General features: G+C 61.2%; 24 protein-coding genes. 8 read left to right on the plus strand and 16 right to left on the minus strand.

What is annotated here, in order from left to right; translation table 11 throughout:
• Positions 1 to 130 precede the first annotated feature (130 nt).
• Positions 131 to 1,789 (plus strand): sensor histidine kinase, encoded by a 1,659-nt coding sequence (locus ASE04_RS20535; RefSeq protein WP_056821172.1) that lies wholly within the window; start codon positions 131 to 133, stop codon positions 1,787 to 1,789.
• Between the two features lie 70 nt (positions 1,790 to 1,859).
• Here ASE04_RS20535 and ASE04_RS20540 read toward each other — a convergent pair whose 3' ends face one another.
• The 6 genes from ASE04_RS20540 to ASE04_RS20565 form a co-directional block, all read right to left on the minus strand.
• Complete coding sequence (locus tag ASE04_RS20540) at positions 1,860 to 3,254, minus strand: NAD(P)(+) transhydrogenase (Re/Si-specific) subunit beta (RefSeq protein WP_056821174.1); 1,395 nt, start codon at positions 3,252 to 3,254, stop codon at positions 1,860 to 1,862.
• A 7-nt stretch (positions 3,255 to 3,261) separates the two neighbouring features.
• Positions 3,262 to 3,660, minus strand: a complete 399-nt coding sequence (locus ASE04_RS20545) for a proton-translocating transhydrogenase family protein (RefSeq protein WP_056821175.1) — start codon at positions 3,658 to 3,660, stop codon at positions 3,262 to 3,264.
• Positions 3,660 to 4,808: a Re/Si-specific NAD(P)(+) transhydrogenase subunit alpha gene (locus ASE04_RS20550; RefSeq protein WP_056821177.1), complete on the minus strand. Its 1,149-nt coding sequence runs from the start codon at positions 4,806 to 4,808 to the stop codon at positions 3,660 to 3,662. Before ASE04_RS20550 ends, ASE04_RS20545 begins: the two co-directional genes overlap by 1 nt.
• Before the next feature lie 102 nt (positions 4,809 to 4,910).
• Positions 4,911 to 5,135, minus strand: a complete 225-nt coding sequence (locus ASE04_RS20555) for an aa3-type cytochrome c oxidase subunit IV (protein ID WP_056821179.1) — start codon at positions 5,133 to 5,135, stop codon at positions 4,911 to 4,913.
• Between the two features lie 171 nt (positions 5,136 to 5,306).
• Positions 5,307 to 6,059, minus strand: a complete 753-nt coding sequence (locus tag ASE04_RS20560) for an N-acyl amino acid synthase FeeM domain-containing protein (protein ID WP_056821181.1) — start codon at positions 6,057 to 6,059, stop codon at positions 5,307 to 5,309.
• Positions 6,060 to 6,206: 147 nt separating this feature from the next.
• A complete protein-coding gene (locus tag ASE04_RS20565) occupies positions 6,207 to 8,510 on the minus strand; it encodes a putative bifunctional diguanylate cyclase/phosphodiesterase (RefSeq protein WP_056821184.1) in 2,304 nt (767 codons plus the stop codon).
• Positions 8,511 to 8,848: 338 nt separating this feature from the next.
• Between ASE04_RS20565 and ASE04_RS20570 the strand changes: the two genes are divergently transcribed.
• Positions 8,849 to 9,388, plus strand: coding sequence for a TRAP transporter small permease subunit (locus ASE04_RS20570; RefSeq protein WP_056821186.1), 540 nt, complete (start codon positions 8,849 to 8,851; stop codon positions 9,386 to 9,388).
• Positions 9,389 to 9,409: 21 nt separating this feature from the next.
• Positions 9,410 to 10,939 carry a TRAP transporter large permease gene (locus tag ASE04_RS20575; RefSeq protein ID WP_056821188.1) on the plus strand — a complete coding sequence of 510 codons (1,530 nt, stop codon included), beginning with the start codon at positions 9,410 to 9,412 and terminating at the stop codon, positions 10,937 to 10,939.
• A gap of 97 nt (positions 10,940 to 11,036) precedes the next feature.
• Here ASE04_RS20575 and ASE04_RS20580 read toward each other — a convergent pair whose 3' ends face one another.
• On the minus strand, positions 11,037 to 12,143 hold the full coding sequence (locus ASE04_RS20580) for a TRAP transporter substrate-binding protein (RefSeq protein WP_056821190.1): 1,107 nt from the start codon (positions 12,141 to 12,143) through the stop codon (positions 11,037 to 11,039).
• 294 nt (positions 12,144 to 12,437) lie between these two features.
• Between ASE04_RS20580 and ASE04_RS20585 the strand changes: the two genes are divergently transcribed.
• On the plus strand, positions 12,438 to 13,217 hold the full coding sequence (locus tag ASE04_RS20585) for a gamma-glutamyl-gamma-aminobutyrate hydrolase family protein (RefSeq protein ID WP_056821192.1): 780 nt from the start codon (positions 12,438 to 12,440) through the stop codon (positions 13,215 to 13,217).
• A 21-nt stretch (positions 13,218 to 13,238) separates the two neighbouring features.
• On the opposite strand, the gene ASE04_RS20590 is transcribed toward ASE04_RS20585, so the two are convergent.
• The 4 genes from ASE04_RS20590 to ASE04_RS20605 form a co-directional block, all read right to left on the minus strand.
• A complete protein-coding gene (locus ASE04_RS20590) occupies positions 13,239 to 14,135 on the minus strand; it encodes an adenylate/guanylate cyclase domain-containing protein (RefSeq protein WP_056821194.1) in 897 nt (298 codons plus the stop codon).
• A 38-nt stretch (positions 14,136 to 14,173) separates the two neighbouring features.
• A complete protein-coding gene (locus tag ASE04_RS20595; RefSeq protein ID WP_056821196.1) occupies positions 14,174 to 15,121 on the minus strand; it encodes a 2-hydroxyacid dehydrogenase in 948 nt (315 codons plus the stop codon).
• A gap of 20 nt (positions 15,122 to 15,141) precedes the next feature.
• Entirely contained in the window at positions 15,142 to 16,164 is a 1,023-nt protein-coding gene (locus tag ASE04_RS20600; protein ID WP_056821201.1) for a LacI family DNA-binding transcriptional regulator, read from the minus strand.
• 116 nt (positions 16,165 to 16,280) lie between these two features.
• The gene (locus ASE04_RS20605; RefSeq protein ID WP_056821207.1) at positions 16,281 to 16,793 is read right to left on the minus strand and encodes a MarR family winged helix-turn-helix transcriptional regulator; all 513 of its coding nucleotides are present in this window, start codon (positions 16,791 to 16,793) and stop codon (positions 16,281 to 16,283) included.
• Positions 16,794 to 16,956: 163 nt separating this feature from the next.
• On the opposite strand from ASE04_RS20605, the gene ASE04_RS20610 reads away from it, so the two are divergent.
• The 3 genes from ASE04_RS20610 to ASE04_RS20620 all read left to right on the plus strand — a co-directional run bounded on the left by ASE04_RS20610 (position 16,957) and on the right by ASE04_RS20620 (position 19,999).
• Positions 16,957 to 17,748, plus strand: a complete 792-nt coding sequence (locus ASE04_RS20610) for a creatininase family protein (RefSeq protein ID WP_056821213.1) — start codon at positions 16,957 to 16,959, stop codon at positions 17,746 to 17,748.
• A gap of 125 nt (positions 17,749 to 17,873) precedes the next feature.
• Positions 17,874 to 19,010 (plus strand): CobW family GTP-binding protein, encoded by a 1,137-nt coding sequence (locus ASE04_RS20615; RefSeq protein WP_056821219.1) that lies wholly within the window; start codon positions 17,874 to 17,876, stop codon positions 19,008 to 19,010.
• Complete coding sequence (locus ASE04_RS20620; RefSeq protein ID WP_056821516.1) at positions 19,010 to 19,999, plus strand: WD40 repeat domain-containing protein; 990 nt, start codon at positions 19,010 to 19,012, stop codon at positions 19,997 to 19,999. The genes ASE04_RS20615 and ASE04_RS20620 overlap by 1 nt, the downstream gene beginning before the upstream one ends.
• A 57-nt stretch (positions 20,000 to 20,056) precedes the next feature.
• Here the strand turns inward: ASE04_RS20620 and ASE04_RS20625 are convergent, their stop codons facing one another.
• The 5 genes from ASE04_RS20625 to odc2 form a co-directional block, all read right to left on the minus strand.
• Positions 20,057 to 21,211: a GGDEF domain-containing protein gene (locus ASE04_RS20625; RefSeq protein ID WP_056821225.1), complete on the minus strand. Its 1,155-nt coding sequence runs from the start codon at positions 21,209 to 21,211 to the stop codon at positions 20,057 to 20,059.
• A gap of 102 nt (positions 21,212 to 21,313) precedes the next feature.
• Positions 21,314 to 22,321, minus strand: coding sequence for a serine hydrolase domain-containing protein (locus tag ASE04_RS20630; RefSeq protein ID WP_156408849.1), 1,008 nt, complete (start codon positions 22,319 to 22,321; stop codon positions 21,314 to 21,316).
• Positions 22,322 to 22,406: 85 nt separating this feature from the next.
• Positions 22,407 to 22,637 (minus strand): DUF6719 family protein, encoded by a 231-nt coding sequence (locus ASE04_RS20635; protein WP_056821230.1) that lies wholly within the window; start codon positions 22,635 to 22,637, stop codon positions 22,407 to 22,409.
• An 897-nt stretch (positions 22,638 to 23,534) separates the two neighbouring features.
• Positions 23,535 to 24,125 (minus strand): GNAT family N-acetyltransferase, encoded by a 591-nt coding sequence (locus ASE04_RS20640; RefSeq protein ID WP_056821237.1) that lies wholly within the window; start codon positions 24,123 to 24,125, stop codon positions 23,535 to 23,537.
• A gap of 88 nt (positions 24,126 to 24,213) precedes the next feature.
• Positions 24,214 to 25,347 (minus strand): ornithine/lysine decarboxylase, encoded by a 1,134-nt coding sequence (gene odc2, locus ASE04_RS20645; protein ID WP_056821244.1) that lies wholly within the window; start codon positions 25,345 to 25,347, stop codon positions 24,214 to 24,216.
• Between the two features lie 567 nt (positions 25,348 to 25,914).
• Between odc2 and ASE04_RS20650 the strand changes: the two genes are divergently transcribed.
• Positions 25,915 to 26,808 carry a LysR family transcriptional regulator gene (locus ASE04_RS20650; protein ID WP_056821250.1) on the plus strand — a complete coding sequence of 298 codons (894 nt, stop codon included), beginning with the start codon at positions 25,915 to 25,917 and terminating at the stop codon, positions 26,806 to 26,808.
• Positions 26,809 to 26,850 lie beyond the last annotated feature (42 nt).

Consider the following 26,850-nt stretch of genomic DNA (forward strand, 5'->3'; position numbering starts at 1 on the left):
TTCGATAGCAGGCTATTGGACAACAGAATTCTGTATTGAGGGCAATCGTGGTGATCCAGTTTTTTGCTTTCAGATCCGTCATTGCCTTTGGCGCCAGCATTTTTTCGTTTCCGGAACGAAGAAAGTGCTCATGAACCGACGCTTCCGTTTCTTCCCCAAGGCATCGATCGGCACCTACCTGATCGCGATGGCGCTCGCCACGTCGCTTCCCATCTTTGCGCTTGTTGCCCTGCTTCTCGGCCGGCTCGAAGACAACCAGCGCTCGATCCTCAAGCGTGAAACGGCACAGGACGCAACGGCGCTTGCCCGATCCGTCGACCGGCAGCTGCAGGATATGGCTACAACCCTTAGGTTGTTATCGACGTCCCCTGAACTCGAGCATAACGACTTCGCGGCCTTTCACGAGCGCACGGAGACGGCCCTGCGTGCCGATACGCTTTACGTCATTGCGACCGAGGCGAACGGACAACAGCTCCTGAACACCCGCGTCGATTTCGGCGGTCAGCTCCACCAGGTCGGCAACATGCCGTCGCTGGAATCCGCCTTGAAATCGGGCCGCATAGAAGCCTCGGATGTCTTTCGCGGCCGCACGAGCGGCGATTGGGTCTATAGCGTCACGATGCCGATCAAGATCGGCCGTGTCGCGGCGCTGATCATCACACAGAACGCGCGCGATCTTGCCAAGATCGTCTCGACCGAAGGCCTTCCCTCGGGCTGGTCCGCGGCCATCATCGATCAGGGCGGGCATGTCGTCGCCTCTGTCGGCGCGAGCAACATCGGCTTCGGGGAAGCATTCGATCCTCGTATCTTGCCGTCGCTCGTCGATTCCAGTGGCGTCTATGAAGACTCGGCGGTGCTGCCACGAACGCTGCTCGGCTACGCGCAGATACCCGGCTGGTCCTGGAAGGCGATCGTCTGGGGACCGATGGCAACCGCGCAATCTTCTATCCTGACGACCTGGCGCTTCCTCATCATCGGCGGCCTCGCCCTGCTTGTCGTCGCGGTCCTCGCCGCCTACGTGGTTGCCCGACAGGTCCGGACCACCATCCGCGCGATCGCCGATATGGCGATCCGCATGGGTGAAGGCCAGATCGTCGCTCCGATCGAAACCAGCGTCATCGAAGCCAACCAGGTCGCCGTTGCGCTTTCCAACGCCTCCTTCGATCGCAGCCAGACTGAAGACCGGCTGCATTTTGTCATGAACGAACTGGTTCACCGCACAAAGAACCTGCTGGCGCTCACCCAAGCCATGATGCGCCAGTTGGCCAGGCAAAGCGGTACGGTGCAGGAGTTCCAGGCGGCGGTCTCGGACCGTCTCAACGGCCTCTCCCGTTCCATCCAGCTCCTGACCAGCGAGCAATGGGCGGGCGCTTCACTCCGGCGCGTCGTCGACATCCACCTCGACGCCTTCCCGCAGGCCCTGCCGCAGATCGAGATCATCGGCAACGACTTCATCCTGAAGCCGGAAGCCGTCCAGAACCTCGGCCTGGCGATTCATGAGTTGGCGACCAACTCGGTCAAGTACGGTGCGCTTTCGGTGCCGCAGGGCCGCATCCGCTTCTATTGGCAGACCATCCAGGAAGAATGGCATACCGAGGAGATGCTGCGCTTCATCTGGGAAGAACTGGATGGGCCTCCGGTGCGGACGCCGACCCATACGGGCTTCGGAACGACCGTGATCAAGAACCACGCTGCCGCCGCTTTCAGCGGTACGGTGACAATCGACTTCCTGCCGAGCGGCCTGCGCTGGGAACTCACGGGCCCCCGCCGCGTGCTGGAGCGAAAGTAAGCCGCCGTTTACACAAAAGAAAAGGGCGCGAAACGCGCCCTCTCGATTGGATTATCGGACCTGATGATAATCAGTGGCCGATCGCCTTGTTGATTTCCTCGGTGACCTTCTTGGCATCGCCGAGCAGCATCATCGTGCCGTCCTTGTAAAACAGCGTATTGTCGATGCCGGCATAGCCGGAGCCGAGCGAGCGCTTGACGAACAGGCAGGTCTTGGCCTTGTCGACATCGAGGATCGGCATCCCGTAGATCGGCGAGGTCTTGTCGTCGCGCGCCGCCGGATTGGTGACGTCGTTGGCACCGATGACATAGGCAACGTCGGCCTGGGCAAACTCCGAATTGATGTCCTCGAGCTCGAAGACCTCGTCGTAAGGTACATTCGCCTCGGCCAGCAGTACGTTCATATGACCGGGCATGCGGCCCGCGACCGGGTGGATCGCGTACTTCACCTCGACGCCGTTCTTCTTCAGATTGTCGGTCATTTCGCGAAGGGCGTGCTGCGCCTGCGCCACTGCCATGCCGTAGCCCGGCACGATGATGACCTTCGAGGCGTTCGCCATCAGATAGGCGGCATCCTCCGCCGAACCGAGCTTGACGGTCTTGTCGGAATTGTCCGTGCTGCCACTCACCGTCTCGCCGCCGAAGCCGCCGAGGATGACCGAGATGAACGAGCGGTTCATGCCCTTGCACATGATGTAGGAGAGGATTGCCCCTGACGAGCCGACCAGAGCGCCTGTTATGATCAGCGCCAGATTGCCGAGCGTGAAGCCGATGCCGGCGGCGGCCCATCCCGAATAGGAGTTCAGCATCGACACGACGACAGGCATGTCGGCGCCGCCGATCGGCACGATCAGCAGGACACCGAGCGCCAGCGACAGGACGACGACCGCCCAGAAATCGAAATGGCTTTCCGTTGCGGCGAGGCCGACGATGAACAGCACGATCAGCGCCAACAGCACGATATTGATCACGTGCCGGAACGGCAGCATGATCGGCTTGCCGGACATGCGCCCGTCAAGCTTCAGGAAGGCGATAATCGAGCCGGTGAAGGTCAAGGCGCCGATCGCAACGCCAAGCGCCATTTCGATCCGCGCCTCGGTGTGGATCTCGCCGATGTTGCCGATGCCGAAGGACGAGGGCGTGTAGAGTGCCGAAGCCGCGACCAGCACGGCGGCAAGGCCGACCAGCGAGTGGAACCCGGCAACCAGCTGCGGCATCGAGGTCATCGGAATGACGCGGGCGATGTAGGCGCCTGCGCCGCCGCCGATGGCGAGGCCGAGGATGATCAGCAGGAGGCCGCCGAAGGACGGGGTCGCCAGCGTCAGCGTGGTGAGGATGGCGATACCCATGCCGGCCATGCCGTAGAGATTGCCCTTACGGCTGGTGGCCGGATGGGAAAGGCCGCGCAATGCCAGGATGAAAAGAACGCCGGACACAAGATAAAGGAAGGCTGCGATACTGTTCATGCGGTCCTCACTTGTCCTTCTTCTTGTACATCGCCAGCATGCGCTGGGTGACAAGGAAGCCGCCAAAGATGTTCACCGAGACGAGAACGAGCGCGACAAAGCCGAAGCCGGTTGCAAGCCCGCTCGTCGAAATGCCGACCGCCAGAAGCGCGCCGACGACGATGACCGAGGAGATCGCGTTTGTGACCGCCATCAGCGGCGTGTGCAACGCCGGCGTTACCGACCAGACGACGTAGTAACCGACGAAGATCGCCAGCACGAAGATCGCGAACTGGAACACGAAGGGATCGATCGCGCCGCCGGTGGCGGCACTTGCGGCCTCCGGTGCGTGGGCCGCAGCCGCCGTCACGGCGCTCACGGCCTGGTTCAATTGCTCCAGCGCCTTGTCCATTGTTTCACCGGCCATCAGTTATCCCCCTTCTTCGCGCCGCCGAATGCCGGGTGCACGACTTCACCCGCATGCGTCAGCATCGTCGCCTTGATCAGCTCGTCCTCGAGATTGAGGGCAATCGCCTTCGTCTCCTTGTTGACCATGGTATCGAGGAAGGTGACGAGGTTCTTGGCGTAGAGTGCCGAGGCGCTGGCCGCGATCCGACCGGACATGTTTGCGTAACCGATGACGCGTACGCCATCGACGTCGGCGACCTTGCCCGGCTTGACGCCTTCGATATTGCCGCCGCGTTCGACGGCGAGATCGACGGCAACCGCACCCGGCTTCATCGACTTCAGCATCTCGCGCGAAACCAACCTTGGTGCCGGGCGCCCCGGGATCAGGGCCGTGGTGATGACGATATCCTGCTTGGCGATATGATCGGCAACGAGTGCCGCCTGCTTCGCCTGGTATTCCCTGGACATTTCCTTGGCGTAGCCGCCGGCGGTCTCGGCCGCCTTGAACTCCTCGTCCTCGACGGCGATGAACTTCGCGCCAAGCGAGGCAACCTGTTCCTTGGCCGCCGGACGAACGTCGGTCGCCGATACGGCCGCACCGAGGCGACGCGCCGTGGCAATCGCCTGCAGGCCGGCGACACCGGCGCCCATGACGAACACCTTCGCCGCCGGAACAGTGCCGGCTGCCGTCATCATCATCGGCATGGCACGATCATAGACCGCCGCCGCTTCGATGACCGCCTGGTAGCCTGCAAGGTTAGCCTGTGAGGACAGAACGTCCATCGACTGCGCGCGGGTGATGCGCGGCATCAGCTCCATTGCGAAGCTGGAAAGCCCGGCCTTGGCCATGGCGGCGATCGCCTCGTCATTGCCGTAAGGGTCCATGATCGCGATCACGATCGCGCCGCTCTTGTAGCCGCTGATCTCTTCGTCGGTCGGGCGCCGAACCTTCAGCACCACATCGGCGGTCGCAGCAGCACCGACCGAACCGATCCGTGCGCCGACCGCCTCGAATTCCGCATCCGGAATTTTCGACTTCGCACCGGCACCAGCCTCAACGACAACGTCGAGGCCAAGACCGATCATTTTCTTTACGGTTTCGACTGACGCGGCAACGCGCGTCTCGTCCCCCGTGGTTTCTTTCGCCACAAAAACAAGGTTGCCCAACCGCCCCTCCTCCGGGTCAGCCAGTCTGTCGCAGGTCCTCCCCTGCCCAGCCCGAGCACTCAGTCAAAGCTTTTTGGAAAAGCCGCTCCCCCGAAGCCGCGCTTAGCGCAGCAGGACGAGGCCCGCGATGAAAACCGCCAACATCACGACGATACCGCCGAGGAAGCCGGCGCCGGTGAAGAAGCCCGCCGCCATGCCAACCAGGAGAGCGACCAGGAACAACGTGCCGTACTTCGCAGCCGCGAGGAACATGTTGTAGGTGTGCTCATGTTCCTTGTAGTCCATCGGCGCGCCAACTTCGGCAGGTCCGGTGTTATGCTCGGCCATGAATATCGTCTCCCTCATAATATCAAGCGCATGGCCTCGGCCATAACAGTCATGATTCCTCGATCCCACGAGGAAAATTCCCTTGAGAGGGATTACACAAAGCCTTGGGAAAGCGCAATGCATGAGAATGCCGCAGCGGGACGGCATTCTCATGCAATTCAGTGCATCGGATCAGAGCGGCAGGTCGGTGCCGAACTCGCCCTCGGGAACGAAGCGCGCCGTCGGGATGATCGTCAGCGGCGGCAGCGTGTCTTCGGGATTGCGCGAGAACATCATGCGTTGCTCGCTGGCGCTCGAGATGAAGAACGGATAGCGCGTCAGAAGCTTGCGCCCCACTTCGATCACGTTCGTCGCCATCAGCGTCATGTCGATACCGTAGTTCTTCGCCAGCTGGCCGGGCACGATCGTATCGGCATAGAAGACCCGCTTGTAGAAAGCGGCATGCGGAGGGCGGCAGAACTGCAGCACGCGATCGGCGCGGAAATAGGCTGCGGCGACAATGCTCGGCCGCAGCGTCAGATAGGGGATCCAGGGCAGATCGGCACTCAGATCCGGGTCGGCGGCGAAACGCGCCGGATCGATCAAGGTCAGCCCGGCATCGAGCAGCGCGTCCATCGCCCAGGGAAAAGCACCCGCCGACTGGCTGACGCGATGCTCGGGTGTCACATAATGGAGCCGTATGGTACTGACCAGTTCCCCATAATAGTACAGGCCGAAGACATGCGCGTGGCTGTCGAAATCGGTGGCATCTAGCAGTCCTTTCGGAGCGAGCGCCAGGACATCGTGGGCCTTGTAAGCCTTGTAGCGCAGGCGCTCCACCTCGACCATGTCCTCGCTGCTTTCCATGCGGCGATACTCGACGTGATCCAAAACTTCCAAAAGCTTGCTGCTGAAATCACTGCGCGCGAAAAGTGTCTCTGACATTTGTGCCCATCCGGTGTTAACGGAATATTAATCATCCGACAAAGGCACTTAACGCAAGGCAATCTGACAATTTGCATCGAATTTAAGATATTAAGGTTAATGCGGCCTGCAATCTAAAGTCTGCTCCCGCCTTACACGGCGAGAGGTTCAGGCGACTTTGTTGCGACGACGCTGGACCGTGCGGCGGCCGATGGCCTGCTGCAGAAGCGCAATGTTCTGGGAGGGAACCGGAGGCGAGAAGACGTAACCCTGAATAAGGTCCGTCGCCCGGTACTTGTTGAGAAGAGCAAGCTGCTCGGTCGTCTCGACACCTTCGGTGACGATCTTCAGGCCGAGTTCGCGGGCAAGATTGACGGTGCCGCGCAGCAGCTTGAGGCGACGTCCGTCTTCGACGATGTTGCGCAGGAAGGAACGGTCGATCTTGACGATGTCGAGCGGTAGGGTGTCGAGGTAGCTGAGGCTGGAGAAGCCGGTGCCGAAGTCGTCGATGGCGATGGTGATGCCACGGGCGCGCAATTCCGCGAGGATGGCGCGAACCGCCGCCGGCTCGTCGATCAGGCAGCTTTCGGTGATCTCGAGGTGAAGACGCGACGCCTCCAGCTTGGATGCCTGCAGCGCTTCGGCCACGACCGCGAGGATATCGGTGTCACGCAGGTCGCGCGCCGACAGATTGACCGAGACAGCGATATGCTCGGGCCAAGTCATGCAATCCGTGCAGGCTTTCATCAGTATGAAGCGGGTGATATCGGAAATGACACCCATCTCTTCGGCGAGGCGAATGAAGACGTCGGGCGGGATTGCTCCCTTTTCCGGATGCACCCATCGTGCAAGCGCTTCCGCGCATTCAATCCGCGAACCATCGGCCTTGAACATCGGCTGGTAGGCAACGCTGAGGCCCTTGGAGGTAATAGCGTCCCGCAGATCCGACTTGAGCTTCTGCTGCTCGATGTAGCGTCCATCCATCTCGCGCTCGAAGCCGGAGATGCCGCCGCGCTGCTTCGACTTGCTTTCGAACAGGGCGAGGTCGGCCTTGATGCTCCACTCCTCCATCGCGAAGGCGTCGCTTTCGAGCAGGACGAAGCCGCCGCTCAAGGACACGAGGAAGGTCGCATCGTCGGCTTCGTAGGTCCCCTGGATCGCCGAATGAACGCGGCGGATTTCGGCGTCGAGCGCCGTCATGTCCTTCGCATGCGGGAAGAACAGGATGAACTGGTCGCCCATCAGGCGGCCGACGGTCGCCTTGCCTCCCTGCTTGGCGACGCGATTGGCTATCGCGCACAGCAGGCGGTCGCCGGTGATGTGGCCACGCATGTCGTTGACATGCTTGAACTCGTCGATGTCGAGAACCATGAAGCCGATCGGGCCGCGCTTCTTGGTGTGCTTGGCGAGGTAATCCTGGACGAGGTGGCTGAAATACTCGCGGTTCGGCAGGCCCGTGAGGGAATCGAAACGCACCATGTGCAGGATCTTCTGCTCTGCCTTCACGCGGCTCGAGACATCCTCGAAGATCAGCACGGCGCCGCCGTCGGCACGCGGACTTGCGGAAAACTCGAGCGACAGATCCTCTGGAAAGTGAATAAGCGTGCGCGAAAGCTTGCCTTCCGCGACATGCGTCATCTGTCGAAGGATGAGCTCCGGCTGTGACGCGTCCATGAAGCTGTAGCGGGCCCCATAACGCAGGACGGCGCCGAGATCGCGATCCTTCAGCCGGTCTGGATCGCCGATTCTCAGCAGCTCACACGCCTTCCGGTTGATGACCTGAATGCGGTTCTGCGCGTCGACCATGACGAGGCCATGCGGCATGTTGTTAAGCGCCGTGTCGAAACGATCAGCGATCGACGTGATCTCGCGACGCGCGATGACGTTCTCATAGAGGAATTCGCGCACGCCGTTCGCCATCGCGCGGGTCGTCAGCCAGAACGGAATGAGGAAGATCGACAGGATGCCGCGATAGAAATCCAGCACCATCAGGCTGCAGATGATCATCGGCAGGCAGCAGGAGAACGTCTGGATATCGATCGCCATGCGCGATCCGTAATTGCGCCCGACCACGGACACCATCGTCGCCATGGTGACGGCGATGCAGGCGAGCTCGGCAAAACCGTCGCCGAGGAAAAATATGGCGTAACCGCTTGCAAAACCAAGCAAAGTCGTGGTGCCGGCGGCGCCGGTGACGAGAATGCGCTCCCAACGCTGGATGTCGTCGTGAGACAGCGCGTCCTTGTCTACCTTGTCGAAGGCACGGAAGGTCGCGATACGGCCTAGGAAGACGAAGACGAAGCCGAGGGCCAGAGCGACATAAAGGAGAGATTGGGTTTTGGCGGCGATTGCAAGGCACGTCGCAGCATGGACGATGACACCGACGAGCAACGTCATGCGGTTCCCTGAGAGGGAACTCACAAACGACAGATACACATCCGTAGGGACCCTGTTCGGGTTATGTGGTTTCATCCATACTTTCCCTGTGCCGCAGAACCATACTCCCAACCCTTTAAAAATTGATTTCGTGGCTGCCCTACATTTGGCGGATTTTTCTAAAACCATAGCGGGAATATCGTGGTTTCAGAACGGTTTATGCAGCCTAATGGGGATGTTCCATTGCGATCCGGGCCGCGTCCGGGGTGCCATGCGACGAAGAAAATCGCCCCAGCTCGCGCATGACGCGAGGCATCTTCGGCATAGACTATAGTCCTACGCCGGAGCTCCATTCTTCCAATTTGGAAAACGCTGGTCTACACAAAACGGAAGGGAGAACGCGCCGGAAAGGCGCGGCAAAATGGGGGAAAGGCATGCCGGCTTTGCTGACCGTCAGCCGGCTGATCGATGCGATCAGCCAATTCATGGGCAAACTGTCCGAATACATGGTGCTGGCCTGCTGTCTGATCAGCGCCGCCAACGCCCTGATCCGATACTCTTTCAACTACAGCTCCAACGGCTGGCTAGAGATCCAATGGTATCTCTTCGCCTTCATCGTCGTGCTTGGCGCAGCGCAGACCCTGCGCATGAACGAGCATGTCCGGGTCGACCTGATCTACGGCGCAGTCTCCGAAAGGACGAGGATCTGGATCGACATAATCGGTCTCGTCGTCTTCCTCATTCCGGCCTGCATCTTCCTGACCTGGCTCTGCTGGCCGTTCTTCCTGTCCTCCTACCTGCAGCATGAAGTCTCGGCGAATGCCGGCGGCCTGATCCGCTGGCCGGTCAAGCTTGTGCTTCTCCTCGGCTTCGGGCTGCTGGCCCTGCAAGGCCTGTCCGAGCTGATCAAGCGGATCGCGGCCGTGACCGGCTATATCCGGATCGACACCACGTACGAAAAGCCGCTGCAGTAAGCCGGATCGGGAGGAACGCGATTGTTTGATTTCGGCATCATTCCGCCGGCCATGTTCGTGGGCATGGTCCTGTTCATGCTCTACGGTTTTCCGGTTGCCTTTTCACTGGCAGCCGTCGGCCTGTTCTTCGGCATCATCGGCATCGCCACCGGGCATTTCACCGAAGCCTTCCTGCAGGCCCTGCCGCTGCGCTTCTTCGGGATCGTCTCCAACGACCTGCTGCTTGCCATCCCCTTCTTCACCTTCATGGGGGCAATCCTGGAGCGCTGCGGTCTGGCGGAAGACCTGCTGGAGGGAACCGGCAAGCTGTTCGGCCGCGTTCCCGGCGGCCTTGCCTACGCTGTGATCCTCGTCGGCGCCGTGCTCGGCGCGATCACCGGAACGGTCGCGGCCTCGGTCATCACCATGGGTGTGATCTCGCTGCCGATCATGCTGCGCTATGGCTACAGCCCGCGGCTCGCCACCGGCGTTATCGCCGCCTCCGGCACCATAACCCAGGTGATCCCGCCGTCCCTCGTCCTGGTGGTGCTCGCCGATCAGCTCGGCAAGTCTGTCGGAGACATGTATCTCGGCGCCATCGGCCCGTCGATCCTGCAGGTCGCGATCTTCATGGGCTACATCCTGATCCTCTCGATCCTGAAGCCCGCCTCCATGCCGCCGTTGCCGAAGGAAGTGCGCGGCGACTTCAACTGGGCCCTGCTCTTCAAGGTCCTGTCGGGGATGGTGCCCTCGATCGTGCTGATCTTCCTGGTCCTCGGCACCATCTTCATGGGACTGGCGACCCCGACTGAAGCCGGCGCGCTTGGCGTCGTCGGCGCCATGGCGCTGGCCGCCATGCATCGCCGCCTCACCTGGCCCCTGATGCAGGACGCCATGCGCTCGACCATGCATATCACCTCGATGGTAGTGATGATCCTGATCGGCTCGACCGTGTTCAGCCTCGTCTTCCAGGGCATGGACGGCTCACGCTGGATCGAGCACATGCTGTCAGGCATCCCCGGCGGCCCGGTCGGCTTCCTGATCTTCGTCAACATCTTCATTTTCGTGCTGGCCTTCTTTCTCGATTTCTTCGAGATCGCCTTCATCGTCATCCCGATGCTGGCGCCTGTCGCCTCGGCCTTGGGGATCGACCTGATCTGGTTCGGCGTGCTCATCTGCGTCAACATGCAGACGAGCTTCATGCACCCGCCCTTCGGCTTCGCGCTGTTCTACCTGCGCTCCATCGCCGACCGCAGCGTCAAGACCTCGGATATCTACATGGGCGCCCTTCCCTGGGTCGGCATGCAGCTGATCCTCGTGGCGATCGTGATCTTCTGGCCGCAATCGGTGACCTATTGGCTGGACAAGGGGCCCAAGGTCGATCCGAACTCGATCAAGATCGAAGTGCCGGGCTTCGGCGGCAATGGCCTTTCGCTGCCGCCGCCAGTAATGCCCGGCGGCGCCCCGCAGCTCCCGGGCCTGACGCTGCCGCCACTGAACGGCCTGCCCGGTCAGCCCACAAAACCCGCGCCGCCGCCGACCGACCTCAGCCAACCGCCGGTGGTGAAGTAGCGGTGCACAAACAAAAGCCGCCGCGAGGGACCTTCCTCGCGGCAGCGTTTTGAACTGCAATCGGATCAAAGATGCTCGTAGCCGGCCGGCGGCTCGCTTAGAGCTTGCCCGCCCGCTGCTGGATCATCATGAACGTGTCGAAGGTGTATTCCGACAGCTGCATCCACAGATAGGCGTCGCGCTTGAATGCCGTCTGATCTTCATAGATCTTCTTGAAGTACGGATTGGAGGCGGAGATCTCGCCGTAGATTCCGAGCGCCGCCTGGAAGCAGGCTTCCATGATTTCCTGGCTGAACGGCCGGAGCGAAGCCCCTTCCGCAACCAATTGCTTCAAAGCCGGCGGGTTCTTCATGTCGTACTTGGCGAGCATGTTGGTGTTCGCGAAGGCGCAGGCATCCGTCAAAGCCGCCTGATAATGCTTCGGCAGGCTGTTCCACTTCTCCAGATTGAAGAAGGCATGAACCGTCGGGCCACCTTCCCACCAGCCGGGATAATAGTAGTACTTCGCGACCTTGTGCAGGCCGAGCTTCAGGTCGTCATAGGGGCCGACGAATTCGGAAGCGTCGATCGTGCCCTTTTCGAGGGCCGGATAAATGTCGCCGCCGGCGATCTGCTGCGGGATGACGCCGACCTTGCTGATGACCTGGCCGGCGAGGCCGGCGATGCGCATCTTCACGCCCTTCAGGTCGTCGAGCGTATTGATCTCCTTGCGGAACCATCCGCCCATCTGCGCGCCGGTATTGCCGGCCGGAAGGCCGTACATCCCCTGCGTCGCGTAGAACTCGTTCATCAGCGAGTTGCCGTTGCCTTCGTAGAACCAGGCATTGGTCAGGCGTCCGTTCAGACCGAAGGGAATGGCGGTGCCGATCGCGTAGGTCGGATCCTTGCCGACGAAGTAGTAGGAGCAGGTGTGGGCGGCTTCGACGGTACCGGCGCTGACCGCATCGGCGGCCTGCAGGCCGGGAATGATTTCGCCTGCCGCGAACGGCTGGATCGTGAAGTTGCCGTCGGTCGCGGCTGCGAGATGCTTGGAGATATCGTCCGCCCCGCCATAGATGGTGTCGAGGCTCTTCGGGAAAGACGACGTCATGCGCCACGATATTTTCGGATTCTCCTGAGCGATGGCGGGTGCAGCCAGCGCTGTCGCAGCAACCGCACCGGCGGCGCCAGTTCCTGCCTTCTTCATGAATGAACGACGATCCATCAAAAACCTCCCCGATAGATGGCTGCGCGGCAAAGCCCTCATCCCTACCCGCAGAATGGCGAGGAGCTAAGCACGCTGGCGCACCTGTTTCAAGCGCCCGGCCATTAGTCTTTGGGATCACGACACCAATATGGCGGCGCGCGCATTTCCATCGAAATCAGCGGGTTAGAGAGTGTGCCGCTCCGGAATGGCACGCCGGCCGCCGCAATTCCGCCCGACAGCTCATCGAAACGTTGACTTGGGACGCTTTCTGGTTTCTCACAATATGCAACAACAGCTTCAGCCGGAGTCAAAATGACGAAGCCGATCGTCGCCGTTCCCGCCGATATCCGCGTCTTCGACGGCGCGACATGGCATGCCGTACAGCACCAGTACGTTCGCGCGGCGCTGAATGCCGCCGGTGTGATGTCCTTCATCATTCCGGCCTTCGAGGAGGGCTACGACACCGATACCATCCTAGATCGGGTCGACGGTGTTCTCGTTTCGGGGTCGGCCAGCAACGTCCACCCCTCGCTTTACGGCAGGCAGGCAACGGAAGCCGACGGGCCATTCGATCCCGCCCGCGACGCCACCAGCCTGCCGCTGATCCGCCGGTCGATCGAACGCGCCATTCCGCTGCTGGCGATCTGCCGTGGCATTCAGGAGCTGAACGTCGCGCTTGGCGGAACCCTTGCGAGCGAGATCCAGGAGCAGCCGGGCATCTCGGATCATCGCAAGCCCCCGAATGTCGATCGCGACGCCATGTACGCGGTTCGCCAGACCGTCTTCGTCAAGGAAGGCTCCTGCATCGCCGGGATCGTCGGATCCGGCGAAGTCCTGGTGAATTCGCTGCATCGTCAGGCGATCGCGCAGACCGCGCCGCGCCTGCAGGTGGAAGCCGTGGCCGAGGACGGAACGATCGAGGCCGTTTCGGTGATCGATGCGCCGGCCTTCGCGGTCGGCGTGCAATGGCATCCGGAATACTGGGCGGAGACGGACAAGCCGTCGAACCAGATCTTCCAGGCCTTCGGCGATGCCGTCAGAGACTATGCCGCCGGCAAGCTTGCGGATACCCGCACGAAGCAGATCGCCTGAGCGGCAATCACGCGCTCGGCTTCATTTCCGTCTGAGCCATTGAAGGCCGGCGGCAACGGCAAAGCCGAAGAGCGGCCATGCCGCCCAGAATACCCCGTGCCAGGTCAACAGGTTGATGGCGACGATCCCAATCGCGAGGACGCCGAGGGCGGTCATGCCACGGTAGATCCGCTCCTGGGTGCGGACCCAGTTCATGGCGACGGCAAAAGCCAGGGCAAGCAGCGGCCACACCGCCCAGAACACACCGCTCCAGGTCAGAAGATTGATGACGACGAGCGCAGCCGCGATGATGGCGAAGAATCCAGCCCGTTTCCCGAGACCCTTCAACGAAGGCTGAGATTGCGCAGATGCGCTCTGTCGCGGCAGTGCGACGGGCTCGGCCTGCGCTGGCGGCGCTTCGCCGATCCTCACCGCATAGCTCGGCACTGCCTCGTTGACATTCTTCACTGCCAAGGCGCCGAGAAAATCGAAGCCGACGGCGACCTTGTTGCGGACCTGATCATAGACCGTGCTGGAGATGACGATTCCACCGGGTGTTGCCGATGTCTGCAGCCTGGCGGCAATGTTCACGCCGTCGCCATAGATGTCGTCGCCATCGACAATCACGTCGCCGAGATTGATGCCGATCCGGAAAAGCATGCGGCCACCCTCCGGCTTCCCGGCGTTCAGCCCCGCCAACTCGCTCTGGACATCGACCGCGGCACGCACGGCTTCGACGACGCTTGGAAATTCCGCGATCAGCCCGTCGCCCCAGGTGTTGATGACCCGGCCGCCATGCGTGCCTATCAGGCGCGACATGGCATCCCGCGATCGCTTCAGCATTGCGAGCGTGCCTTCTTCGTCCGCTCCCATCAGCCGCGTGTAGTCCTGCACGTCGGCTGAGAAGATGGTTGTCAGCTTGCGGCTAGTCTCGCTCATGATACCTCCCTCGATCGACTGGCGACGGCTTTCGCGGTCTATGCCTTCAGCGGCGTCTCCGGCACCGGTGTCAACGGCTTGCCCTTGGCGAACCACTCGACGAGGTTGTCGACGACCAGATCCGCCATGGCGTTGCGCGTCGGTACCGAGCCCGAGGCGAGGTGAGGCAGAAGCACCGCGTTCGGCAGATCGAGCAGCGACGCGGGGACATTCGGCTCGTCGTAGAAGACATCGAGACAGGCCGCGCCGATTGTTCCTGATTTCAGCGCCTGCGCGAGCGCCTCCTCATCGACCGTCCAGCCACGACCGACATTGATGAAAACGCCTTCGGGACCAAGCGCGGAGAGGATTTCCGCATTGATGGTCTTGTGGGTCTGTGGCGTCTTCGGAACGATGGAGATCAGCGTATCCACGGCTTCGGCGAGATCCTTCAGCGAGGGATAATAGCTGTAGGGAACGTCGGGGTGGCGCGTGCGGGTGTGATAGCTGATCTTGACCTTGAACGGCTCGAGACGCTTGGCGATTTCCTGGCCGATGCGACCGAGACCGTAGATCCCGACATGCCGCCCCTTCAATGAAAAGCGCGACAGCGGATAGTTTTGTCCCGGCTTCCAGTTTCCGGCGCGCAGCCAGTTCTCCGCCCGCGGAAATTCACGGATCGTGTTGAGCAGCAGTCCGATCGCCGTATCGGCAACTTCATCGTTCAGCACATCCGGCGTATTCGTGACGATGACGCCCTTGGTCGCCGCATGCTTTGCATCGACGCCGTCGTAGCCGACGCCGAAGCTCGACACGAGTTCGACATTCGGCAAGCTGTCGATGGCGGCCGCGTTCAACGTGCCGGAGACGGCAACGCCGCGAATGCGCGCCGCGGCTTCTGCACCAAGCGTCGCCGGGTCGGCTTCGATAACGTCGAAACTCTCCTTCAGGCGCGCGAGCACGCGTTCGTGTATCTTCCCCGGAACGAGAACGGCGATACGGGACATGGCATTTCCTCTTGGCTTGCTTACGGGCGCGGTCGGTAGGGGCTGGTCGACTGGCGGATGCGCATTTCAGGCTTGATGAGATGAATGCCGTCAGGCTCATGGCTGCCCGCCAGACGATCGAGGAGGGCGCGGGCGGCAAGGCGTCCGACCTCGGCCTGACCGTTCCATACGGTTGTCAGCGCGGGCGTCGAGATCGACGCTTCCTCAAGATCGTCGTAACCGGTGACGGAGATGTCATTGCCAGGAACGAGACCGGCACGCGCGATGCCGTTCATCAGGCCGATCGCCACGAGGTCGTTCCAGCAGACGGCAGCCGTCGGCTTCTGCGGCAGCGACAGGAAGTGCACCGCCGCCTCGAAGCCGCCCTGCATCGAGCGTGGTCCGGGAATGCGCAGACCCGGATCGACGTCGATGCCGGCCTTGCGCAGCGCATTGACATAACCCTGATAGCGATCGCGACCCGTCGAAGTCTGATCGGTACCGCCGATCATCGCGATCGACCGATGGCCAAGGCCGATCAGATGGTTGGTGGCGAGCGAAATGCCGTAGCTGTCATCGCCGCGATAGGTCGGCAGGGCCGAACCTTCCATCGAGCGGGCGACAAGGATAGCCGGCATCCCGTTATCTTCCGCCAGCTGCATATCCTCCGGCGGCGTACCGATCGCCGGCGACATGATCACCCCGTCTCCGCCGAGCTGCAGCAGCGTCTCGATGAAGGTGCGCTGCTTTTCGACAGAGTCGTAGTGGTTGGACAGGATGAAGGTCTGGCGGCTGCGATCGAGTTCGCTTTCGATCGCCTTGAGAATTTCGCCGTAGAACGGGTTCATGATGTCGTGCACGACGACACCGATGATACCCGATCGCGAGGTCCGCAGGCTGGCGGCACGGCGATTGTAGATATAGCCGAGAGCCCGAGCCTGTTCCTTGATCTTCTCACGCGTCGCGCTTGCAACAAGCGGACTGTCGCGCAAGGCAAGCGATACTGTGGCGGTGGAAATGCCGAGGGTCTCGGCGATGGTCGAAAGCTTGATTTTTTGAGCCACGTGTCCTCCCCAGGCAACCCGCGGTTTTTCAACGCCTTCTAAACCGTCGCGGCGTCCTTAAAATGTTTAATTAAAAGATTAAACTTAGGGAGGCAATTCGTAATTTCATAATCCCGTTAGATTTCTTCCACCTCTTCGAACTCAGGCGCCTCTGCCTGCAGGTTCCCGTCGATCGCCTTCAGAAGACGAACGAGGTTGCGAATTTCCTTCTCGGAGAAAGCCTGCGTGGCGACCTTGTCGCACGACGAGGCGGCCATTTCGATCGCCTTGACGCTGCCGCGACCAAGCTCGGTCAGATAGACCTTGGTGAGACGAGCATCCTCCTCGTCGGCCTTGCGCTCGAGAAAGCCCTGAGCTTCCATTCGACCGATCGTGCGCGTCATCGTCGGCGCCTTGACGCCGAGCTTCTGCGCCAATCCGCCCGCGGTCATCCCATCCGCTTCGGCGAGCGAGAGGATAACGCCGTCCTGGCCGGCGTAAAGACCGCTCTCCAGAAGATTCCGCGACAACACGGTGCGCATGGAGCGGGCGGCCTGTGTCAAAGCCGGCGAAAGGTCTACCAGCGTATATTCCGTCTGGTCCTTCTTCTTCGACTTCTGCTTCTTGCCGTCTTTATGCTTTTTCCCCATCGCTATCCCTTTAACCTGACCGCGCCGCGGGCAAGACCGCGGGAACATGTTTGAACCGACATCCCTAAATCCATTTCGATTTAAGAGGTTATGCGGTAAGCATTGGCAACGCTGCGTTATGACATTGCGCATCATCTCGTCATAAACAAGAGGCATTAGCCGGATGACCGCGCCTTCCCGCAACTTCGATGACAACGACCCCGGCCTCACCCCTTCCGATCGCCAGCGCTGGATCGCCGTTCTGCCGCTCGGCGCCCATGAACAGCATGGCCCTCACCTGCCATTCGAGACCGATACACTGATCGCAGCCGGCATCGTTGCCCGGCTCAAGGCCGCCCTTCCCTCGACTGCGCCGGTGACGTTCCTGCCGGTGGAAGACGTCGGCTACTCGATTGAGCATATGGATGTGACGGGAACGCGAACGCTGACATATGGCGAGGCGCTCGACCGTTGGCTCGGCATTGCCGAGCGGCTTTCGCAGATGGGTGTGCGCAAGTTCGTGATGCTGAACGCCCACGGCGGCAACGCGCCGCTGATGACGATCGTCGCGACCGAGGCCAGGGTCCGCTTCAACATGCTCGCCGTCGCCACCAGCTGGACGCGCTTCGGCGTTCCTGCCGATATCATCCCGCCCGAGGCAAAGGCGATCGACATCCACGGCGGCGACATCGAGACCTCAGTGATGCTGGCGCTGCATCCTGACATGGTCGACATGACCAGGGCAGCGGACTTCCCCTCCCGCCAGTCTGAATTTACCGCCCGCTTCAAGCATCTGCGCGCCTACGGCCAGCATGCCTTCGGATGGAAAATGTCGGATCTCAGCGCATCTGGCGTCGCGGGCAATGCATCGCTGGCGACTGCGCAAAAAGGCGAAACGCTGATTGCCAACTCCGTAAAAGGGCTGGTGGAACTGCTCGAGGATGTCGATGCATTTGACGCGACCGAGCTGGATTGAAACCGTCGCCGTTGCGATGTGATCTTATAACATACGAATCCCTTTGAACTGCCGCGCGCAACTCCTTATATGAAACCGACGAATTTTCAGCCCCGCCCCCGGGCGTGCCATCTCTCGAGGTTCTCATGACCGACGCGATCCCCACCCAGCAGAAGCCAATCCCCGTTACCGTTCTCACCGGCTACCTCGGCGCCGGCAAGACGACCTTGCTCAACCGCATCCTCTCGGAGAACCACGGCAAGAAGTATGCGGTCATCGTCAACGAGTTCGGCGAGATCGGCATCGACAACGACCTCATCGTCGAATCCGACGAAGAAATCTACGAAATGAACAATGGCTGTGTCTGCTGCACCGTGCGCGGCGACCTGATCCGCGTCGTTGAGGGCCTGATGCGCCGCCCCGGCCGTTTCGACGGTATCATCGTTGAAACCACCGGCCTTGCCGATCCGGTACCGGTCGCACAGACCTTCTTCATGGATGACGACGTTCGCGCCAAGACCGAACTCGACGCCGTTGTCGCACTGGTCGACGCCAAGCACCTGCCGCTGCGTCTGAAAGACAGCCGCGAAGCCGAAGACCAGATCGCCTTCGCCGACGTCGTCCTGATCAACAAGACCGACCTCGTGACGCCGGAAGAACTGGCGCAGATCGAAGACGTCGTGCGCGCCATCAACCCTTCGGCCCGCGTCTACAACACCAGCCGTTCGGGCGTCGATCTGGCGCGCGTTCTCGATCAGGGTGCCTTCAATCTGGAGCGTGCGCTGGAGAACGATCCGCATTTCCTCGATCACGACCACGACGATCACGTCTGCGGCCCGGATTGCGATCACGACCACCATCATCACCATGCGCATGATCACGACCACGATCATGACCACGGGCATGATCATGATCATCACCACGATCACGGTCACGGTCACGACCACCATCATCACCATGGCGCCGTATCGCCGATCCACGACGTAACGGTGCAGTCGGTCTCGCTGCGCGGCGGCGAGATGAACGCCGAGCGCTTCTTCCCCTGGGTCCAGAAGATCACCCAGACGCAGGGCCCGAACATCCTCCGCCTCAAGGGCATCATTGCCTTCAAGGACGATCCCGAGCGCTATGTCATTCAGGGCGTTCACATGATCGTCGAAGGCGATCATCAGCGTCCGTGGAAGGATGGCGAGAAGCACGAAACCCGCCTCGTCTTCATCGGCCGCGAACTCGACCGCGAAAAGCTCGAAGCTTCCTTCAAGGCGTGCGAGGCGGCAGCCTGATGCCGACAGTTGCCCCGTTTGATCTCGACGGCCATATCCTGGCCGTCGAATTTTTAGGTGACACCCCCTTTTTCGCCAATGCCGCCGGCACCTTTCACCGCCTCGACGGCGGCGAGAAGGTGACCGAAGCCCATCAGGGCATGTTGAGCTGCATCCGCGACCCCTATAGCGACAGCCTGATTTCCGGCGGCGAGGACGGCAAGGTGCTGCGCATCGGAGCCGACGCCAGCGTAACCGAGCTTGCCAATGCGCCGCGCAAGTGGATTTCCCAGCTTGCCGCCGGTCCGCAGGGCGCCGTCGCCTACTCCTACGGCAAGAGCGCTTTCGTCCGCCTCGCCGATGGCACGACCAAGGAATTTACCGAAGAGCGCACCGTCGAAGGTCTAGCCTTCGCGCCCAAGGGCATGCGCATCGCCGCAGCGCGCTATAACGGCGTGTCCCTGCATTGGGTCGGCACAGCTGCCAAGCCCGCCGACCTCGAATGGAAAGGGGCTCATACCGGCGTCACCTTTTCGCCCGACGGCAACTTCCTCGTCACCATGATGCAGGAAAATGCGCTGCACGGCTGGAAGCTCGACAGCAAGGCCGGCGCGGACGCACGCCACATGCGCATGACCGGCTACCCCGCCAAGGTGAAGTCGCTCTCCTGGTCGGCGAAGGGCAAGTGGCTTGCCTCGTCGGGTGCACCGGCAGCCATCGTCTGGCCCTTCCAGGGCAAGGACGGCCCGATGGGCAAGGCACCGCTGGAACTCGGCACCCGCGCCAACATCATGGCAACGTCGGTCAAGTTCCATCCGGTGGAGGACATCCTCGCAATCGGCTTTATCGATGGCATGATCCTGGCCGTGCGCCTCAACGACAGCAAGGAAGCGCTGCTGCGCCGCCCCGGCAAGGGCGCCATCACCTCGATGAGTTGGAGCAAGAACGGCAAGCTGCTGGCCTTCGCTTCCGAAGCCGGCGATTGCGGCGTCGTCGATATCGCGGCTTAGACCGCCACCGAAACAAGGCGCCGCCAGATCAGCGGCGCCTTTCTAGACCGTCAACCTTCAGGCAGCCTGCTCGCCTGCCGAGGCCTCGACGCGATCGCGGCCGTGGCGCTTGGAGGCATAGAGCGCCTCGTCGGCCTTTCGCAAAAGCTGTTCGAAGTCGGTTTCCGCCTTGCATGAGGTGGCGACGCCGATGCTGAGCGTCGGAAACACCGTCAGCCCCGGCATCTGCGCGACCGCCGCCGAAAACGCCTGCCGCATGCCTTCGGCGATCTGGACAGCCTCGGCGCCGGTCATACCCTTCAGCACGACCACGAACTCGTCGCCACCATGGCGGGACAGGAGATCGCCGGGCCGAAGGGCGGTCTGCGCCACCCAGGCAAAGAGCCGCAAGATGTCGTCCCCGACCGCATGGCCGTGCTGATCGTTCAGCTGCTTGAAGCCGTCGATATCGATCGCCAGCAACGCGAGCGACTGCGGCGGCTTCAATGGCAGATGTTGGGCAAGCCCGCTGCGATTGAGCACGCCGGTCAGCGGGTCGCGATGCGCGAGATCGATGAGCTTGGCCCTGTTGCGCTCGGCCGACATCAGCACGACCACCACGCTGCGCAGTGCGAGGAACACCACCGCCGTCGCCCCCATCCAGCCATGCACGGGGCTATCCCCGAAAGCGCCCGGCCCGCCAATCTGGCCAGTGCCGGCAAGCAGGCAGCGAACCAGGAACATCGCCGCGGTCGGAGCGTAGAGCCAGGCAAGCAAGCCCGCTGAGAACAGCTTCTCGCGCCGGTAGATCACGACGCCTTCCCGCAGGATCGCGAGATCACAGAGGCAGCAGACGGCCGAAACGTAAAGAAGCCGGCTCGATATTCTGGCGGGATCCACCGTGAACAGCAGCACCGGCAGGCTGATGCAGGCAATGGCGAATACGCAGTAGCGTTTGTCGACCGGCCGTTCGGCAAAGACACGGATTGCGAAGAACGTCAGGAGATAGCCGGCGATCGTCAACACGTTGCCGGCATCCAGCGATACGGATGCCGGGACGAAATTGCGAAGCGAAACGCAAAGCGTACCGATACCGATAAGGAGATTGGCAATGCCCCACCAGGCCGGCCAGCGCCCGAAGCGGCCAGTCGAATAGGCTGCGAGATACACGCAGCCCAAAACCAGGCATGTCATGGCTGAAACGACGTAGATCGTCCTCAGGTCCAGTATCATTCCGGCGCTCTCCAACCGATGGCTGGCGCACTTTATAGCGACGTTGTTGAATTTTGATTTTAGAGCTCGCTCGTTTTTTAACGATGTGCCGAAATCGACCGGTCAGCTCGGGCGGCCGACGGCGATGATCTCGGCAAGCAGCGCGTGCAGCGCATCGCGATAGCCGGTGCGCGCCGATGGGCCGCTCTCGTCCGATGTCATGACGACGGTCATGCCGAGCGTCGGCACGATGTAGAGCATCTGGCCGCCGTAGCCCCACGCGAAGTGAACCGTCTCGCCGCCGATCTCCCGCGAGAACCAGCCGTAACCATAGTCGTCGCCGGAAAAGCGTGAATTGGTGCGATGCTGCCAGGACTGGACGATCCAGTCCGACGGAACGACCTGTGTCCCATCCGCCGCCTTGCCGCCGTTGCGATAGAGTTCACCGAACGCCAGCAGCGAGCGAGCCGTCATCGCCATCTGGTTGCCGCCGAGATAGATGCCCTGCGGGTCGCGCTCCCAGGCACCGATCCGAAAGCCATCCACCGGAGCCAGCCACTCCCGGGCAAGCGCCAGCGTCGACTTCCCGCTGACCTTGGTCAGGATCGCCGAGAGCAGATGTGTGGAAGCGGTCGAATAGAGCATCTCTGCGCCCGGCTCGTCGTCGAACGGTTGGGCAAGCGCAAAACGCACCCAGTTGCGCGAGGCAACCCAGCGGCCATAGTTGGGCCCCGACAGGCGACCAAGCCCTGCCTGCATCGAAAGCAGATGGCCGATGGTGATCTCGCTCAGCCGCGGATCGGGATCGGCGGGCAGATCGGCCTTCAGGATCGGAGCGATCTTCTGTCCGGTGCCTTCGAGCAGTTTCTTCTCGATGGCGATACCGACGAGAGCCGAGATGATCGACTTCGACGCGGACTTTATATTGACGGACTCTGTCGCCGAATGGCCGCGATAGCCTTGCTCGCCGATGGTGCGGCCGCCGCTCGCAACGATCACCGTTTTCAGCGGTTTCAGCTCCGCCCGTGATGAAAGGCTTTTGAGCAATGTCGCGGTCCTCGCACCATCCTGCGCATCGGCGGCAAGCGGCAACAACAAGAGGGCGACGAAGAAAGCAAGGCGGGTGATCATTGCGCTGAGCTAGTGCAGGCCACACGCAAAATCATCTCCCGCGCGATCGAAGTCACGGGGACGTGATGGCTTATGATCGCTGGCGTTACTGATGAACGCAGTTGCGTTTCACCGTGGGCCGCTTCTGCGCCTTGGTGAATTTGGCGATCATCCCGGCCGGGCACTTCTTGTCGTCGAAGAGCACGGATTGGCCGGGCGCCAGCGACTCCACCGTCGGCTTCGATGTGACGGTCTGGATCGCAGCGCTTGCCGGCGTGAAACTGGCGGTGGCGGCGAGCAGTGAAACAGAGATCAGGATGGAAGCTGAACGCGTCATTTGCACACCCCTCGATTTTGGATAGCTAATTTACTATCTTATCGAGAAGCCATCGGCGCAACGAGGCAGAAAGACGTAAGGGGCGTGGCGATGGCAGACCAAGGCGCCGCGCGAAGCAATGCTTCGCGACGGTCTGCCAGGTGGGAGAAGGCAGGCGATCGGGATAGTAGTGGTTGGTGTGTCAGGCTGCATCGCCTGCCCGGTTGCATCAGGCTTTCGGGCGTCACGAGGGCGGCAGGAGCGTCTCCCGACCTCGATTTCCCCGGCGGATCATCAGCCCTGACGGCGTCAAATCCGACCTACGGCAACCATCATCGGGCGCCGAAATATGAACGGAAGGCGTACCGGTTCATGAACCCGGCTCCCTGCCCGATGACTGGGAGATCATAGAACCGCTGTTCCCCACGGGCAAAACGCGTGCCCAAATTTTCATCTATATGATTGAAATAATTGCACATTCACAAGAACAAAACACGAATTTCATCTTCTCCGGAGCGAAACTCACGTGTTGCTAAAATATCATTAATCTTAACCCTCACAGTTTTTTGTTCATCTGGCGTTCAGAAAACTCTTTGGAAAGGCGTCTTTTGGGGCCACATTGAACTCCTGAGAATAGGAGTGCATGAATGATTCTAAAGGCCACTGCCGCAGCGACTATATTCGCGGTCTATGCTTTCACGATGTTTTTCATCGCCGCTATACCTGAAAATGTCGTTCAGACTGCCGGAACCCAACTGACGGACGCAAGCGTCGTAAAATGAACGGGTACCCTTGAGGGGTAGGCAGGTAACGTTAACGGGACAATCGTCCGCCGGCTCTTCCGGCGCCCCTGAATTCTGATTTCCTTGAAACCACAAAACAAAAAAGCCCCTCCCCATCGGGGAGAGGCTTTACCGATCACGCCGCCCTGCGGACCGGTGCGCTTGCCAGCATCCGCCCCGAGGGGACGATCATGCCGGCTGCGCCGTCAAGCCAACCTTCGGTGAGCTCCAGCGCCAGGAAGCGCGAGCGTTCGAAGGGACCCGGCATGACAAGATGTTGAGCCTTCTCGGCAAAGAAGCCGAAACGCTCGTAGTAAGGCGCATCGCCGACGAGCAGGATCGCGCCGTGCCCACGGTTCTTTGCTTCCAGGATGGCGGCGCGCATCAGCGCTGAACCAACGCCCTTGCCTTCGAAGCTGCAATCGACCGCCAGCGGTCCGAGCAGCAGCGCGTTGATCGCGGTCGCGTCAGCGTTGACGCCGGCCTCGACGTTCCACAGGCGAACGGTGCCGATGACGTGACCATCGCGATCACGCGCGACCAGCGCCAGGCCTTCGGCCGGCACGCGGCCGCGGCGGATCTTTTCCGACGACTTCTTGCGGCGGTTCGGGCCCATGGCGCGATCGAGCAGGTTCTCGCGTGCCACGACATCGCCGGCATTTTCGGCGTCGATGGTGAAAATGGAATGCGCAAAGAATGCGCGGACAGAATCAAGAACAGCGGCCATCGTGGCCTCCCGAACTCAAAACCGTTTCAAACGGTATCGTCAGATCATTGTGAGGGTGCCGCCCCGGCTGGCTACGGGGCGAGCTTAATCAGATGATGTAGGCCTTCAGCGGCTCGAAGCCGTTGAACGCGACCGCCGAATAGGTGGTCGTGTAGGCACCGGTGCCTTCGATCAGGATCTCGTCGCCGATCGAAAGGGTGAGCGGCAGCGGGTAGAGATTCTTCTCGTATAGCACGTCGGCCGAGTCGCAGGTCGGGCCGGCGATGACGCAGGGTTCCATTTCGTCGCCGTCGCGCTCGGTGCGGATCGGGTAACGAATGGCTTCGTCCATCGTTTCGGCCAGACCGCCGAACTTGCCGATGTCGAGGAACACCCAGCGAGCGGCGTCGTTGTCCGACTTCTTCGAGATCAGCACGACTTCCGTCTTGATGACGCCGGCGTTGCCGACCATGCCGCGGCCCGGCTCGATGATCGTCTTCGGCAGGTTGTTGCCGAAGTGGTCACGAAGGCTCTGGTAGATCGCACGACCGTAAGCTTCCGCCGACGGAACGTCGCGCAGGTACTTGGTCGGGAAGCCGCCGCCCATGTTGACCATCTGCAAGTGAATGCCCTGCTTGGCCAACTGAACGAACACGCGCTTGGCATCGGCAAGAGCCGAATCCCAGGCATCGACCTTGGTCATCTGCGAACCGACGTGGAACGAGACGCCGTAGGACTCGAGGCCGAGCTGGTGAGCGTAGACGAGAACGTCGACGGCCATCTGCGGCACGCAGCCGAACTTGCGCGACAGCGGCCATTCGGCGCCTTCGCCATCGGTGAGGACGCGGCAGAATACGCGGGCGCCAGGAGCGGCGCGGCCGATCTTCTCGACTTCCTCGTGGCTGTCGACCGCAAAGAGGCTGACGCCGAGCGCATGCGCGCGGGCAACGTCGCGTTCCTTCTTGATCGTGTTGCCGAAGGAGATGCGGGCAGCGGTCGCACCGGCGTTGAGCGCCATTTCGATTTCAGCGACGGACGCGCAATCGAAGTTGGAGCCCATGTCGGCGAGCAGCTTCAGGACTTCTGGAGCCGGGTTTGCCTTGACGGCATAGTAGATGGCGCTATCCGGCATGGCGTGACGGAAAGCGGAGAAGTTGTCACGCACGACGTCGAGGTCGACCACGAGGCAGGGACCGTCGGGACGTCGGGTTGCGAGAAAGTCGCGGATGCGCTGGGTGGTCATATCGATTCCCTTTTCCAATTCCAGAGCTCCGGAAAAACCGGAGGACAAAGGGCAATCAATCGCTCGCATAGGAACCAGCCGGTGGAGACCCCGGAACCTTAGCAAGCGCTTGATAGCGCGAATGATGAATCAACGCCGCGAAAGCGACATGGATCCGGCTTTGTCTGCCATGGATTGGAGGGGGTTCCCTACCGCACTTCCGGCAATGAAGGTGTGCCTCTTCAGTAACCCCCGCTGATGGAAAGCAGGGAGAGAACAAAAAGGCCCGCACCGTCGTTGCTTCAGGCGTCCTCGCATTTTCCGGTTGGCCGGAATAGCGACTGGAGGGGTTAATTCCAGGTACCTTACCGATTTCCTCACCAATTCGAGGGTTCGGCGGACACCCATGGGCACGTGCGACTTTGGGCTGATCCCGAGATAAGAACATTCGCGGTCATAATCAAGCGGTTTTTTCGCATAGACCGGCAGAAAATATTTGAACAATAGATCGCAATTTGTTCAACGTGATGAAACAGTGCGCAACTGACTGATTTGAAAAGCGGTTCAGCGCTTTTTGGGAGCCCGCCTATGGACACACTCACCCGCATCCGCGCCTTCATCGATGTCGTTGAAGCAGAAGGCTTTTCGGCTGCGGCGCGGCGCACCGGCCGTTCCAAGGCGCTATTGTCGAAATATGTGCGCGAGTTGGAGGATGAACTTGGCGCCCTGCTCCTGAACCGGACGACCCGCCAATTCTCCATGACCGAGGCCGGCCACACTTATTATCGCACCGCTTCCGACATCCTCAAGGAGATCGACAACCTTGCCGATCTGGTGCGCGAGAACAACGCGCAGCTGAAGGGGCGCCTGAAGATTTCGGTACCGCGCACCTTCGTTGATGCCGACGTCGGCCAGTCGCTGATCGATTTCGCCAAGGAAAATCCGGATCTGGCGCTGGAGATCGCCGCGGACGACCGGTTCGTCGACCTGATCGAGGAAGGCTTCGACGTCGCCATCCGCGTCACCAAGCTAGAGGACTCGGGCATGATCGCTCGCAAGATCTCGGATTTCCGCGTCCATCTTTGTGCGACGCCTGAATTCCTGGAGCGCCATCCGGACCTCGCGCACCCGTCGGACTTGTCGAACGTCCCGTTCATCGTCGACACCAATTCCCGCAGCCAGGGCAGCATCCGCTTCTATAATCCGGACAGCACCTCTTTCGCGGTCGCCGTGACAGGCCCGATGGAAGTCAACAGCCCGCATGCAACGCTGCGCGCGGCGTTATCAGGTATTGGCGTCGCGCTGATTCCCGATTTCATTGCCCGCAAGCCGATCGAGAACGGCGAACTGCTGACGCTGTTCAACGACTACATTCCGACGGATCGCGGCATCTATGCCGTCTACCCGCACCGCCGCTACCTGCCGGCCAAGGTGCGCATCTTCGTCGACTATCTTCACAATTGGTTCAAGAAGCATTCCTGAGCCCTCGCCATCAGGGACCGGTCCCAATTCCGTCCCATTTAC

This window comes from Rhizobium sp. Root708 (genome assembly GCF_001429725.1).
GTDB lineage: Bacteria > Pseudomonadota > Alphaproteobacteria > Rhizobiales > Rhizobiaceae > Rhizobium.

Coding starts and splice junctions, on each gene's coding strand:
- ASE04_RS20535 (WP_056821172.1), top strand. CDS start 131: ATGAACCGACGCTTCCGTTTCTTCCCCAAGGCATCGATCGGCACCTAC.
- ASE04_RS20540 (WP_056821174.1), bottom strand. CDS start 3,254: ATGAACAGTATCGCAGCCTTCCTTTATCTTGTGTCCGGCGTTCTTTTC.
- ASE04_RS20545 (WP_056821175.1), bottom strand. CDS start 3,660: ATGGCCGGTGAAACAATGGACAAGGCGCTGGAGCAATTGAACCAGGCC.
- ASE04_RS20555 (WP_056821179.1), bottom strand. CDS start 5,135: ATGGCCGAGCATAACACCGGACCTGCCGAAGTTGGCGCGCCGATGGAC.
- ASE04_RS20560 (WP_056821181.1), bottom strand. CDS start 6,059: ATGTCAGAGACACTTTTCGCGCGCAGTGATTTCAGCAGCAAGCTTTTG.
- ASE04_RS20565 (WP_056821184.1), bottom strand. CDS start 8,510: ATGAAACCACATAACCCGAACAGGGTCCCTACGGATGTGTATCTGTCG.
- ASE04_RS20570 (WP_056821186.1), top strand. CDS start 8,849: ATGCCGGCTTTGCTGACCGTCAGCCGGCTGATCGATGCGATCAGCCAA.
- ASE04_RS20580 (WP_056821190.1), bottom strand. CDS start 12,143: ATGGATCGTCGTTCATTCATGAAGAAGGCAGGAACTGGCGCCGCCGGT.
- ASE04_RS20585 (WP_056821192.1), top strand. CDS start 12,438: ATGACGAAGCCGATCGTCGCCGTTCCCGCCGATATCCGCGTCTTCGAC.
- ASE04_RS20590 (WP_056821194.1), bottom strand. CDS start 14,135: ATGAGCGAGACTAGCCGCAAGCTGACAACCATCTTCTCAGCCGACGTG.
- ASE04_RS20595 (WP_056821196.1), bottom strand. CDS start 15,121: ATGTCCCGTATCGCCGTTCTCGTTCCGGGGAAGATACACGAACGCGTG.
- ASE04_RS20605 (WP_056821207.1), bottom strand. CDS start 16,793: ATGGGGAAAAAGCATAAAGACGGCAAGAAGCAGAAGTCGAAGAAGAAG.
- ASE04_RS20610 (WP_056821213.1), top strand. CDS start 16,957: ATGACCGCGCCTTCCCGCAACTTCGATGACAACGACCCCGGCCTCACC.
- ASE04_RS20615 (WP_056821219.1), top strand. CDS start 17,874: ATGACCGACGCGATCCCCACCCAGCAGAAGCCAATCCCCGTTACCGTT.
- ASE04_RS20620 (WP_056821516.1), top strand. CDS start 19,010: ATGCCGACAGTTGCCCCGTTTGATCTCGACGGCCATATCCTGGCCGTC.
- ASE04_RS20625 (WP_056821225.1), bottom strand. CDS start 21,211: ATGATACTGGACCTGAGGACGATCTACGTCGTTTCAGCCATGACATGC.
- ASE04_RS20630 (WP_156408849.1), bottom strand. CDS start 22,321: ATGATCACCCGCCTTGCTTTCTTCGTCGCCCTCTTGTTGTTGCCGCTT.
- ASE04_RS20635 (WP_056821230.1), bottom strand. CDS start 22,637: ATGACGCGTTCAGCTTCCATCCTGATCTCTGTTTCACTGCTCGCCGCC.
- ASE04_RS20640 (WP_056821237.1), bottom strand. CDS start 24,125: ATGGCCGCTGTTCTTGATTCTGTCCGCGCATTCTTTGCGCATTCCATT.
- odc2 (WP_056821244.1), bottom strand. CDS start 25,347: ATGACCACCCAGCGCATCCGCGACTTTCTCGCAACCCGACGTCCCGAC.
- ASE04_RS20650 (WP_056821250.1), top strand. CDS start 25,915: ATGGACACACTCACCCGCATCCGCGCCTTCATCGATGTCGTTGAAGCA.